Source organism: Streptomyces sp. NRRL WC-3618 (assembly GCF_001280005.1).
Lineage (GTDB): Bacteria > Actinomycetota > Actinomycetes > Streptomycetales > Streptomycetaceae > Streptomyces.
On sequence record NZ_LGDW01000096.1, the window covers coordinates 20,316 to 32,489 of the forward strand.

Here is a 12,174-nt window from a genome sequence, read left to right on the forward strand (position 1 = left end):
AAGGCTGCACGTGAACAAAGTCCGCGACACCGCCGCCGAGGCGGTCGCCGACATCCCCGACGGTGCCTCCCTGGCCGTCGGCGGCTTCGGCCTCAGCGGCGTCCCCGACGTCCTCATCCGCGCCCTCCACACCCAGGGCCGGCTGTGAACGACTTCTCTGGCTCCAGCGGAACGAGTCCTCTGGCCCCACGGGCTTGATCGTGGTTTGAGTGTTCGTCAGAAGTGGCCCCAGGAGCGCCCTTGCGGTGGGAGCATCGATGTGCTTTCGAAAGGCAGGGGGCTCGCATGGACGGCCCGAGAACCAAGGTTGAGCTCTTCGCAGCGATCCGCCACGACTCGGGTACCGAGAAGCTGTCGATCCACGAACTGTCGCGCCGCTACGGGGTCCACCGGCGGCTGGTCCGGAGGTTGCGCCGCACTCGTCTCTTTCGCAGGTGGCAGGCTCCCCCTATAGTGGGCGCGCTCCCACCCCGGGGGCCCGCTTCCCGCGGTGATGACCGCACGACCGTCGCCCGACCCCGTACGGACAGTTCCGCCGCCGTGCATGCACCGATGCCCGAACCCGCTCCGGTCGGCCGAAGCGGGTGAGGGCGGCCGCCCCGCGTCATGCCTGTGGGACTCCGTCACCAGCCGTACTGCGATTGGAGAGTCATGTCTCGTCTTCTCGCCACCAGCGGAGCACTGGCGGCGTTATGCCTCGGGCTGCTGTCGGCCCAATCCGGGTCGGCGGCCGCCGACGCGCCAGCCGAGGGGGCCGAGGTCGTGATCAAGACGATCAACGGCTCCGGGTGCCCGGCGGGCACGGCTGGTGCCACGGTGTCCCCCGACAACTCCACGCTCACAGTGACGTACGACGCCTACACCGCCCAGGCCGGTGGCAATGCCGGACCGGCCGACGCGCGGAAGAACTGCCAGCTCGTCCTGGACGTCAAAGCCCCGGCGTCCTACACCTACGCCCTCTTCGGGCTTGACTACCGCGGCTACGCCTCGCTGCCCGCGCGCGCGACCGCCACCATCAAGTCCGACTACTACTTCCAGGGGACGACGGACGACGTCTTCCAGTCCCACCCGCTGACGGGGCCGTACCAGGATGACTGGGCTGTGTCCGACAGCGTGCCGGACAACCGGCTGGTCTGGGCACCGTGTGGCTCGCAGCGGTACCTCAACGTCAACACATCCCTGCAGGTGCGCGCCGGCTCTGGCAACCGGGCCAGCGTGGTCACCATGGGTTCGACGGACGTCCCGGGCGCCTCCTACCGGCTCATTTGGAAGCGGTGCTGACGCCCGGGGCAACGTGAGGCTCGGCGCCTTGACTGCCCGGAGGGCCGTGACCGGCCGGTGCCCCCGGCCGGTCGCTCCGATCGGCGGCTCGCCGCGCACCGCCCGGAGGCGGCTCGGCCTGTGGGTGGCGATGTACCTGCCAGGCACGGGACCCACGGGCATGCCTCTGAGGGCGCGGTCGGCCTCGTGAGCCTCGTCATGAATCCTCACCCTGATGACTCAGGTCCTGGACGGGACGCCGGACGCGCACAGCAGGGACGACCTGACCCGGATGTCCGCCCGCGAGGCGGCGGCCAGGCACTATGAGGATGAACTCGCGCACTATCGGAGTCCTCGGGAATGGTGGCGGATCGCGACGCTGCCAGACGGCGAACCGGTGGGGTTCGTCACTCCTGCCCGCAACGAGTACAACCCCATCATCGGCTACCTCGCCGTACTCCCCGCGCACCGGGCCAACGGCTACATCGACGAGATCCTTGCCGAAGGCACTCGCATCCTCATCGCGCAGGACGTTCCGCGCATCCGGCGGCCACAGATCTTGGCAACATTCCCATGGCGAACGCCTTCCAGCCCGTCGGATACGTCAATTTCGAACGCACGATCAACATGACCTGGACTGATCCAGACATGGGGTGGGGAGGCCGCAAGCGGCCTCCCCACCCCATGTCGGCCGCATCCGGAGAAAGCCCGGCGGAGTTCGTCCAGTGCTGCCCGGCCCCGGGATTCGGCGGGGGAGTCGGCGCGGCGGGTCATGCGGTCTCCGGGTTGCTGGTGTTGCGAGTGAGGAACGCTGTGATCTCGGCCCGTCGTGACGCGAGGCGGTGCTGCATGAGGGGCGGCAGCGGCGGCCGTGCGGCCAGGCGTCGGTCGATGCGGTCGAGTTCTGACTGCCAGGCTTCAGTGTTGCTACTGGTCAGAGCGACGTTCCGGCAGGCGAGGGGTTGGCATTGGCCGTGATCGGGCAGCCCCTCGGAGCGGCCTCTGCGGGCCCGTTCGCAGAGTGCCTTGCTGTGGTCATGGACGCAGGTGATGTAGGTGCCGGGATAGACGGCAGGGTCTTCCCGTTCCATGATCCGTTTCAGGCGCCGTTCATCAGTGACGACGATTCCCTGGAAGCGGGCCCGGTGGCCGAAGTCTTCGAGGCGGCGGGCCGCTTCGGCGGCGGCCGGGCCGGTCAGCTCGGTGTGTGCGTGGGCGTCGACCATGGCGAGGTAGTGCTCGCCGCGGGCGAGAGTTTGTTCGCTCTCGACTTCGGCACGGAATCCTGAGTCGCTGGTGCCTAACGGTGGAGTCGGGTATTGGAACTGTCCGAATGCCCCCCATCTCAGCGTCCCGTCCTGCCAGAAGAAGCCTGATTGTGTCGCTGAGGAGCAGCAACGACTTATCTTGATCCGGCTTCATCGCCTTCAGCGCGAAGGGACGGCCTGGGCGTGCAGCGGGCGTCCGATGAGGGAGTCGAGGATGTCGCGCGCGAGCACTATCTGCCGGACCTGGAAGCCGCCGCAGCAGAAGGGCTGCCTCGGCCGGAAGAGGACGATCGCGAACGGATGCGCGCGTTGCTCGGTCTCATCCGCTCAGCGCCGACAGGGATGAGACCGAGCGAGTTGGAGAAGGAAGTCGCGCGGGCGAAGATCGTGTCCGGTACTGACAAGTATCAGCGGTACGGCATCCTCATCGGACTTGCCGAGATCGGGGTGCTTCCCAGCCCAGCCCTGCCGCCGATGTGGGACCGATTCATCCCCACCGCAGAGAGGCACACCGCATCCCGCAGGCTACGCGGCGCGCCACGCTCGGACATCACGTTGCCACTCGCAGGATGGCGTGGAGGCGTCGACGAACAACGAGCCTCATGGCTGCTGGACACATGAGAGCAGCAGGACGTCGCCAGGAACGTCGTGAGCACCACCAGGACGCCCGGGCGTCGCGTCAGCGGCGGGCGTCTTTGGGCGCCAGCAGACTAGTGACCTCGGCAATCGCCTCCGCCGACGGGTGGAAGTAGGTTACTCACGGCGAGACCCTGGGCAGGGTGGTGTCAGTCGAGAAAAAGCGCTGCAAGCCGCAGCAGACGACGCCGTGTTTCTTGGTCGTCGTCAAAGTCCCATGGCTCGCCTACGGGCTCGTCATGGCGGGCGATGTCTTCCCGGGCCGACGAGCCTGCGGGTTTGCCGCTCACCGCAGCGCATGGGTACAGCTCCCCACGCCCCCTGGTCACTGACCGAGCGCGCACAAGGGTGCGGGTGCCGTAAGAACACTGCCCACGTCAGTACGGCGCGCGGGATGCAGGGGATGAACTCCGTCGGGTCGTCGCCCGGATAGAGGTGCAGGGCCCGCCAGTTGTGGACGCGATCCATGTACGCGGTGGCGGCCTCGATGATGTCGGCCCACCGGTGGTGTCCGAGGACGATGAACCTGTCCGGGCAGATGCTGTCGCCGTTCGGAGCTCCGAGGCCGGCGACGCACAGCCCGCGGTAGACGACGAATCCGTTGTCGGCCGCGTCCCCGCTGATGGGCTAAGGCGGTGCAGGTCGTCTTCCTGGTCCGCACCGTCGGAATCACCCCCGGAACGGTTGGGCCGGTTCTGATAGCAGGCAGCCTCGGGGGCATCCCGGGCGCAACACTCGCCAAATCCATCGGGCGCCGGTTCGGCACCGCTCGCGGAATGCTGGTGATGCAGATGCTCACCGGACCGTGGGCGCTGCTCATGCCGCTGGCGTCTGGCGGGGCGGGCTTGCTGTTCTTCGCGTCCGGCGCCTTCGTGATCGGTGTCGGCATCGTCTCGTGCAACGTCATCCTGGGCAGCTTCCGCCAGATGTACTGCCCTCCCCATCTCCTGGGGAGGGTGGTGGCAACCAGCATGATGCTCAACCAGTGCACCATTCCGCTCGGTTCCCTGCTCGGTGGCTTCCTGGGCGACGCATGATCGGGCGAATGACACACGGTTCCCCAGAAGCCCTTCGATCCCTCGCCTTGCAGGACCTGTCCCCCGAGGATGCTGAGAAGTGGCTCGGTCTGCTTCGCGCTGGCATACGTCTTGAGGTAGCAACGGACACGGACGACGCTGTGGGTCGCCTCGGTGGTCTTCCCTCCTTGCCTGCCAGCGCGGAGTGGCCGGTGTGGGAGGGGCATGGTCCGCTCTCCTTCGTCGCCTCGATCGACTGCTCGCGTCTGCCGGCGGCCGTGCTGGACATCGATCTTCCCGAGGCGGGAACGCTGCTGTTCTTCTACTTCGACGGGCAGTTGGACGACGGCGAGGCCCTCGTTCTGGCCGAAGACCGGGACAATCGAACAGCCCCCGGAAACGACGAAAATCCCGCCTGATCACGAAGATCAGGCGGGATTTCGTCAACCATTCCCAAGCGCACTCAAGAACAGTCGGGTACGGCCAGGCTCTCCATTCCGGTGGGACACGGACACCGCGCTGCCAATACCTGATTAACCGTCGCGGTGGGCGGTCAGGTGGTCGACCATGAGGTGTGCGATTCGACTCCGTTCCCATGCCGGCGACCGTCGAGGCCAGACCTCGTGACAGCCGTGGCTATCCCGTGCCCGCCATCACCCCGTGGCAAGGCGACGAACCCCAGTTCGCGCTCACCGACTACGGGCGAAGCGCAGAGTGCGCGCGTCAGCGTCTGTGTTCCGTCTGCAACACCCTGATGCCCAAGGGGCCTGTGTGGCGGGTGGTCGGTGCTGCGGAGAGTTCCGCGATCCGTGAGGCGCTTGCTGCCGGGCGTCCCTACCGCAACATGGCGGCCACACTGGAAGGTCCGGGGCACCGCGCGTGCATGCTCTACGCCTCGATGGTCTGCCCGTACCTGGCTCGCCCCAACGCGCGGCGGGGGCTGACAGCCGAAAGCCCGGACGACATGACCGCGCATGTCGTCCGGGGCGCCGTTCGTGGGCAGATGGGTGCCGTGGTGGGGTACGGCGACTACGAGTTCGGCGTCACCAAGACCAAGGTCCTGTTCCGTTTTCTCGACGTGGTCGAGTATCTGCCGCACGACACGGCCGACCAGCACCTGCCGGAACTGCAGGCCGAACTCGCCCGCTCCGGGGGCAGGTTGGGCGGCGGCGGTCAGCCGCGGTAGGTGGGCAGGCCGGTGTGCGTGGAGACCTTGACGGGACTACCGAAGCCGTGGGCGCTCTTCGTGATGGTGTACGTACCGGTCGGGGCGCGGAAGGCGATGGTCTTGCCGTTGGGTGACCAGGTGGGCTCGGTGCAGTCGGTCGTGGCGTGAGGGGTGACGTCCTTGACGGTGTTGGTGGAGCCGCCGAAGTCCTCGACGAAGAGGTGGTCGTGCCCGTGGACGGAGCGGACGAAGACGACCTCCTCGTTGTCGGGGGAGAGAGCGGGTTCGGAACCCTTGGTCAGCGCACCGCCCTGCTGGCGCAGGTAGTCGTCGCGGATGTAGACCTCGCCGGTGTGGGTGTTCTCGTAGACGGATGAGCCGTAGCTGCCGCCGACATTCGGCCAGGTGTTGTTGGTCTGGGGGATGTTGCCGTCCCCTTCTCCGTTCAGGCTGATCCTGGTCGGCCTGCCGTGGTTGCTGGTGGCCTTGACGCCCTCCAGGACGGTGCTGCCGTGGATCTTGGCCGAGAAGATGAGGTTGTTCTTCGCGGGGATCTGGTTGGCCCGGTCGGCGGCGGCCACCTGCCAGGTGGGGTGGGACCACGTCTGCCCACCCGGGTTGGCGGCGACGATGACGCGGTGGCTGCCGTCGGGGTTGGAGACGACGAGGTTGCCGTGCCCGTCGATAAAGGCGGCCTTGCCGCCGCTGGGGTTCCAGGCCAGGTCACGGACGACGGTGCCGAAGTCGACCAACTTGCCGTTGACCACAATGTGGCGGGTGCCGTCGCTGGTGGTGAGTCCCCTGGGCACGGTGAGCGTGTGGGCGGATACGGCTGCGGCGACCATCGCGGCGCTGCTCCTGGCATGGCCGCCGGAGGAGGGAGCGGCCGCAGCGGGCATCGCGGTGGCGGCCGTGCCGGACAGGGTGAGCAGTGCGGCAACACCTGCGGCGATGACGGCTGCGGCGCTCCGACGGTCACGAGCGGACATCTAGATTCCCCCCAGGGATGTGATTGACCTGCGACCAGAGTTTCGCGGGAACCGCCCGCCGTCCCCGGAACCTGAACCGGTCCGCTCGGCTTGCTGCCCTTCGCTGTACGACGAAGTCTTCCCGCCGACGGTGACGGAGCCGTGCGCTCGCCGTCACAGCTGTGCAATAGCGGGCCGGGTGACATGACGAAACATGGCCCGACCCCCCATCAGCTGTAGGGGCGCGGTCAGGGTTCGCTCAGGGGTGTTCCCTGATGATCCGGGCTGTCGGGCTGGAAGAGACTCGTTGCAGGGCCGTTCGACCGCCGGCCCCACCGTCACCACTTTGGAGAGCCTCACTGTGAACTTCTCTGCCTTCAGCCCCCGTTGGTCCGCCGTGGCGGCGTCCGGCGCTGTGCTGGTTGCCCTGGCCGCGGGTATGGCCGCTCCCGCCTCCGCCGACGTCCCGGCTCCGGTGCCTGCCACCGCGCCGTTGCCGAGGCTCGACCCGGCCAAGCTCCAGGCAGCCATCGGTGGCCTGCCGGACGCCGACGTCACCGGCGCGCTGCTGCGGATCACGGGTGGCGCAGGCCACTGGTCGGGCACCTCCGGCGTGGGCGACCTGAAAACGGGCCAGGGCGTTCCGCCCGACGCACACATCAGGATCGGCAGTATCTCCAAGGTCTTCACCGCCACCATCGTTCTCCAGCTCGCCGCCGAGCACCGGATCGACCTGGCCACGCCGGTCCAGCAGTATCTGCCGGGGGTTCTGCCTGTCGGCCTCCCGCCCGTCGAGGTCGGCCAGTTGCTCAACCACACCAGCGGCCTGCCACGCGGCGCCAACGGCCCCGAATTCGGCGACGGCAGCCCCGAATGGTTCGCCGCCAACCGTCTCAAAAGCTTCACACCTCAGCAGGCGATCGATCTGATGACGGGCCGGCCGATGCAGTTCGCGCCGGGCACCGCGCAGCAGTACAACGGGATGAACTACTACGTCGCCGGCCTCCTGGTCGAGAAGATCACCGGGCATACCTTTGCCCACGAGGTGCGATCCCGAATCACCCGGCCTCTCGGACTGCATGACACCCAGGTCCCCGACGCCGACGACCCGCGTCTGCCCGGCCCGCACTCCCACGGCTACCTGACGGTCACGTCGTCGGACGGCACCATGCATCCGGTGGACGTCACGGAGCAGAGCCCCTGGCCATGGGCCGAGGGCGGCATGATCTCCACTCCCGCCGACCTCGACCGTTTCATGACAGCTCTCTTCCACGGCCGTTTCCTCCCGCCGGCCCAGCAGGCCGAGCTCTTCACCGTCCCGGACGTCCCCAGCTTCCACAGCAGCCAGTGCCGCACCGAGACCGACGCCGGCCGTGCCTGCATGACCATGGGCATCATGAAGGTGAAGGCATCCAACGGTGTCGTGGTCTGGGGCAAGACCGGCTCCCGCCCCGGCTACACCAGCGGTGTGTTCGCCACCCGCGACCTCTCCCGCAAGATCGTCTACTCCGTCAACCCGACCAACCTCAACGGCACCGAGATACGGTTCATCCAGCAGATCGCTGCGGCCTCCTTCGGCCCCGTGGTCCCGGCCACGCACTGACCTCTCCGAAGCGCGTTTCGAACTCGCGCTCCCAGCTTGGGAAGCGACGCTGTTTGAACGGTTGCCAGGCTGCTGACGTGCGTAACTGCGATGGGCCGGGGATGGCGTGGGTGAAGACCTCAACCGCTTGCGTATCCGGTCCGGTCCGGTCACGATCGGTCCCGCTGCGGACGGCTCGAGCCCGGTGCATGCCTTGCTGTCCAGGACCCGTCACCCGCGACCACGAAGGCGCAAGGCACACTTTGCGTGTAGTAATCCCTATAAGAATGAGGATGGGCCATACATGATCACGCTCACCAAGGAAGACGGCCCAGCAGACCTGGACGGAGTGACCCGCCTGTCCATCGGGGTCTCCTGGGATCCCACTGTCGGCAGCAGCGGCGGGTTGATGGGCAAGCTTCGCCAGAAGAAGGGCACCGACCTCGACCTGATCGCCGTCGCCATGCAGGGTGGGGACCCGGTCCGCCTCGCGGGTCTCGACTCCCTGGACCCCATGGGCAACGGCGCGTTGGTCCACAGCGGCGACAACCAGACCGGCCACGGTGACGGCGACGACGAGACGGTGACCGTCGAGTTCGCCCGGATCCCGCCCAACATCACGGCGATCGTGTTCGTCGCCGCCGCGTACAAGAAGGGCAGTTCCTTCCAACTGGCGCGCAACATCAGCTTCAAGGTCTACGACGCGACCGGGGGCAGCTCTCAGCAGGTCGCCGACATCTGGCCGAGCCTGCTCACCAAGGACAATGGTTGCGCCGTGGCCAAGGCGATGCGGGTCGGGGGCAGTTGGAAGCTTGAGGTGATCAACGCGACGGGCAAGATCAAGCAGGGCGACGAGCACGCCCTGATGCACTTCGCTATCAGCAAGTAGTAGTACGTCAGTGAGGGCGGGGCGTCGTCGACGGACGGCCCTATCCGGGTCGGTTACGAGTGCATGCCTCGCAGAAGGCCGCCGATTCCGGCGCTCGTCGATGGTGGCGGTCTTGCAGGTGAGCATGTTGAACCCCGCAACGCCTGCCTCGCCCGACGCGCGCGAGCCGGGCAACTGGCATATCCCGCCCTCACCGGCAAGGCAACGCCCAGGCCGAGAGGGCCACGACCGGAAGTCGCGACCCTCTCGGGTCCCACACCCGAGCGGGTCCTCCCATCACCCCGCCGACCGGGGAAACGGCGAGATCCGCTCCCGAACAGTCCTTGCCCAGCAGGCGCCAGACCTGGTCCTTCTTACTGGTCAACGCACGGGCAGAGCCGCAGGTCCACTCGTGGATCCTCGCGCCGAGGCTGGTCGAGATGGTCCTGACGTCGACACACTTTCCGCGGCGGACGGCGACGAGCAGGTCGTCGTCGCTGTTGCCGAGCACGGTCACAGCCCTCAGCTGGAACTGCTGGTTGGCGACGTCGACCAGTTCGAAGCCGAGGAAGCGGTCCAAGGCGAAGACCACCAGCCGGGGCTCGTCGGTGGTGGGGTACTCCCCCGTGCACAGCAGCGGCAGCGCGGTGACCTTGTCGTAGGCGTCCCGCGCCAGCCGATGGGGCGGGTTGTGGTCCTTCTGGTCCTGGTCCCGGAAGGCTGCGGGCTGGCGATCCCCGGAGCAAGCCAGAAAGCTGCTGGCAGGCACCAACGTCTCCGTGCCCTCCGCCTTCTCCCCCGGTGATCTGGCAGCTCTGCTCCGCGACGGCCAAGGGGATCCTGGAGGTGGGCACGCAGGCGGCCAGTGCCGTGCTGGTGGAGGAGATCCGGTCTCGCCACAACGGCAGGGACTGGCCAGGACAGTGCAGCAGGCACGGGCACGGGACCCCGATGTGACCAGCCGGCGTAGACACCCACCCCGGTGATCACCGGTCTCGTGCCTGCGCTGTTGCCACGTCCACTCCCCCTGGACGCGGACGGACCACACGATCCCGGATCGTGCGACCGCCCTGCTCGCGGACGCGGCCTTTGCGCGGCCGTGGGACGGCCGACGAACGCCTCAGCCGGCCCGGAGACCGACCGCCAGGGTCAGTTCAAGGACCCGGTGCGGAGATGCGAGATCCGCAAACAGCTCCCGCAGCTGCGACATCCGGTACCGGACGGTCTGAGGATGGACGAACAGCTCCGCCGCCACCTCCTCGCGCCTGCCCTGGTGCAGCAGCCACGCCCGCAACGTCTCCTCCAGCCGCCGCGCGGTGGCGTCGGGCAAGGTCCGCAACGGTGCGAGCGCGCGGGCACGCAGGTCTGCCAACGCGTCCGCGTCGGCGCTCAGCACCAACTCGGGCAGGTGCTCCTCGGTGTCGCGGATATCGCCGGACAGGGAGCGCGCGCGTACGGCTCGTGCGTACGAGGCGGACGCACGCGTCCATGGCCGGGCCGGGCCGACCACGGCGGCGCGGCCGGTCAGCTGCCTCAGAAGATGTGACCGGTCGGCATCGGGGACGAGCAGCACGCCGGTGGCGTCCGGCAGATCGTCCAGGACGAGGGTGCCCGGATCGAGCGTGCGGTAGGCAGGCCGGGCCTGCTCGGCGGGCAACAACGCCGCGGTCAGTGAAACCGGAGGCTGCCACCCGGCCCGCTGCGCAGAGACCAGCAGCGCGTCCGGACTCGCCCCCGCGAGGAGGTCACGGACCAGTTGTTCCAGGTGGCGCTCATGAGCCCGGCCCCGGGCGGCCAGTTCGTCGGCGTGGCCCGCGGCGCTCGCGGCGGAGAGCTCGTCGATGTAGGCGAAGGTCAGCTCCGCGAACTTGGCGACCTCCGCGGCGGGCAGCCCCGCGGGCACAGCGCCTGCGGCCAGGCCTCGCCAGGCCACCCGGGCACCGACCCGGTACGCACTGAGCAGGGCGTCCATCGAACGGCCGTCGCGCACCTCGCCGCGGCCCAGCTCATAGGCCGCGTCACCCGCGTCACCGCCCGTGGCGTTCCCGCTCGCGAGGTCCAGATAGTGCCCCAGAGCAGTGCGCACGGACCGGCGAATGGTGGCACCCATACGGCCCGAAAGGGCGTTGGCATAGGGAGGGACCTCGTCGATGATCGCCTCGACGACCTCGTCGGCGGTGGTCCTCAGCGCGGCCCGAAGTGCGGTGACCGTCGTCTCATCCAGGGCCAGTTCCGTGGCCCTCCGGATCGCATGACTCATGTTTTTGTTCCCTGCGAACAATCCAGCCGACCAGATTTACGTCCTGCGGACAGGACTTTACGCCCTGCGGCGCACCAAGCTGGAGTCATGACGAGTGCAGCCCTCCGCAGCAGGGCGTGGAAACTGCTGGAGATGGTCACGACGCCGCTACTGCCGTCGGACTACCTCGACCTGGTGAGCCCCCTGCGCGCGGGCGCCGACCTGCGCGGGCGCATCGAGGCCGTGCACCCCGAGACGAGTGACGCCGCCACCATCGTGATCAGGCCCGGACGGGGCTGGCGAGGCCACACAGCCGGTCAGTACGTGCGGATCGGGATCGACGTCGACGGGGTGCGTCTGTGGCGTGCCTACTCGCTCACCTCGCCCGCAGACCGCCCGGACGGCCGCGTCACCATCACCGTGAAGGCGATCCCCGACGGCAAGGTCAGCAACCACCTGGTCCGCAGAGCGAAACCGGGCACCCTGATCCAGCTCGACCAGGCCACCGGCGACTTCGTACTGCCCAAGACCAAGCCCGCCAAGGTGCTCTTCCTGACAGCCGGCAGCGGCATCACCCCGGTGATGGGCATGCTGCGCGACACCGCGTTCGACGACGCCGTCATGATCCACTCCGCGCCGCAGCCGCACGACGTGATCTTCCGCAAGGATCTGCACAACCTGGCCGCGGACAAGAAACTGCAGCTCACCGAGGTGCACACCGACACAGACGGCACGCTCGACATCGCCCGCCTTGACGAACTCGTGCCCGACTGGACCGAACGCGAGACCTGGGCCTGCGGGCCCGCGGGCCTGCTCGACGCCGCCGAAAAGCACTGGAGCGAGCACGGCGTCCCACAGCGCCTGCACACCGAACGCTTCCGCCCCGCCATCGCCGTCACCAGCGACGGCGGCGGCGAGGTCACGTTCAGCACCACCGGCACGACCGTCGACGCGGACGGCAACACGCCGTTGCTGGACGTCGGCGAGGAAGCAGGCGTACTCATGCCGTCCGGGTGCCGCATGGGCATCTGCTTCGGCTGCGTCACACCGCTCAAGGCGGGCGCCGTCCGCGACCTGCGCACCGGCGAGATCACCGCCGCCGAGCCGGGCGTCCTCATCCAGACCTGCGTGTCCGCTGCGGCGGGCCCCTGCGACATCGAACGGTAGGA

The 12,174-nt window shown here is 68.2% G+C and carries 12 protein-coding genes and 2 pseudogenes; 10 read left to right on the top strand and 4 right to left on the bottom strand.

Features of this window, described 5'->3' with window-relative positions; translation table 11 throughout:
- Nucleotides 1–10: 10 nt before the first annotated feature.
- From ADL01_RS41795 to ADL01_RS46070, 3 genes and pseudogenes are all read left to right on the top strand, one after another.
- Nucleotides 11–139, top strand: a pseudogene (locus ADL01_RS41795) (CoA-transferase); the annotation flags it as partial.
- 512 nt (nt 140–651) lie between these two features.
- Nucleotides 652–1,281, top strand: a complete 630-nt coding sequence (locus ADL01_RS12195; RefSeq protein ID WP_053741972.1) for a DUF4360 domain-containing protein — start codon at nt 652–654, stop codon at nt 1,279–1,281.
- Nucleotides 1,282–1,483: 202 nt separating this feature from the next.
- Nucleotides 1,484–1,896 (top strand): annotated as a pseudogene (locus tag ADL01_RS46070) (GNAT family N-acetyltransferase); the annotation flags it as partial.
- A 134-nt stretch (nt 1,897–2,030) separates the two neighbouring features.
- Here ADL01_RS46070 and ADL01_RS45320 read toward each other — a convergent pair.
- The gene (locus tag ADL01_RS45320) at nt 2,031–2,486 is read right to left on the bottom strand and encodes a hypothetical protein (RefSeq protein ID WP_199834811.1); all 456 of its coding nucleotides are present in this window, start codon (nt 2,484–2,486) and stop codon (nt 2,031–2,033) included.
- Nucleotides 2,487–2,711: 225 nt separating this feature from the next.
- Between ADL01_RS45320 and ADL01_RS12210 the strand changes: the two genes are divergently transcribed.
- From ADL01_RS12210 to ADL01_RS12225, 4 genes are all read left to right on the top strand, one after another.
- Nucleotides 2,712–3,149, top strand: coding sequence for a hypothetical protein (locus tag ADL01_RS12210; RefSeq protein ID WP_053741973.1), 438 nt, complete (start codon nt 2,712–2,714; stop codon nt 3,147–3,149).
- A gap of 650 nt (nt 3,150–3,799) precedes the next feature.
- A complete protein-coding gene (locus ADL01_RS12215) occupies nt 3,800–4,201 on the top strand; it encodes a hypothetical protein (protein WP_063783510.1) in 402 nt (133 codons plus the stop codon).
- Between the two features lie 8 nt (nt 4,202–4,209).
- Nucleotides 4,210–4,599 (top strand): DUF1963 domain-containing protein, encoded by a 390-nt coding sequence (locus ADL01_RS47230; protein ID WP_267889916.1) that lies wholly within the window; start codon nt 4,210–4,212, stop codon nt 4,597–4,599.
- Nucleotides 4,600–4,775: 176 nt separating this feature from the next.
- Nucleotides 4,776–5,366 (top strand): hypothetical protein, encoded by a 591-nt coding sequence (locus ADL01_RS12225; RefSeq protein ID WP_053741974.1) that lies wholly within the window; start codon nt 4,776–4,778, stop codon nt 5,364–5,366.
- Here the strand turns inward: ADL01_RS12225 and ADL01_RS12230 are convergent.
- Nucleotides 5,354–6,337, bottom strand: coding sequence for a TolB family protein (locus ADL01_RS12230; RefSeq protein ID WP_053741975.1), 984 nt, complete (start codon nt 6,335–6,337; stop codon nt 5,354–5,356). The genes ADL01_RS12225 and ADL01_RS12230 overlap by 13 nt on opposite strands.
- Before the next feature lie 340 nt (nt 6,338–6,677).
- Here ADL01_RS12230 and ADL01_RS12235 point away from each other — a divergent pair, with 340 nt between their 5' ends.
- Complete coding sequence (locus tag ADL01_RS12235) at nt 6,678–7,919, top strand: serine hydrolase domain-containing protein (RefSeq protein ID WP_053742018.1); 1,242 nt, start codon at nt 6,678–6,680, stop codon at nt 7,917–7,919.
- A gap of 283 nt (nt 7,920–8,202) precedes the next feature.
- The gene (locus tag ADL01_RS12240; RefSeq protein ID WP_053741976.1) at nt 8,203–8,787 is read left to right on the top strand and encodes a TerD family protein; all 585 of its coding nucleotides are present in this window, start codon (nt 8,203–8,205) and stop codon (nt 8,785–8,787) included.
- Between the two features lie 190 nt (nt 8,788–8,977).
- Here ADL01_RS12240 and ADL01_RS12245 read toward each other — a convergent pair whose 3' ends face one another.
- Together ADL01_RS12245 and ADL01_RS12250 are read right to left on the bottom strand one after the other, a co-directional pair.
- Entirely contained in the window at nt 8,978–9,535 is a 558-nt protein-coding gene (locus tag ADL01_RS12245) for an RICIN domain-containing protein (RefSeq protein ID WP_053741977.1), read from the bottom strand.
- A 351-nt stretch (nt 9,536–9,886) separates the two neighbouring features.
- Complete coding sequence (locus ADL01_RS12250; protein WP_053741978.1) at nt 9,887–11,026, bottom strand: PucR family transcriptional regulator; 1,140 nt, start codon at nt 11,024–11,026, stop codon at nt 9,887–9,889.
- Between the two features lie 87 nt (nt 11,027–11,113).
- On the opposite strand from ADL01_RS12250, the gene ADL01_RS12255 reads away from it, so the two are divergent.
- Entirely contained in the window at nt 11,114–12,172 is a 1,059-nt protein-coding gene (locus tag ADL01_RS12255; RefSeq protein WP_053741979.1) for a ferredoxin reductase, read from the top strand.
- Nucleotides 12,173–12,174: the final 2 nt, after the last annotated feature.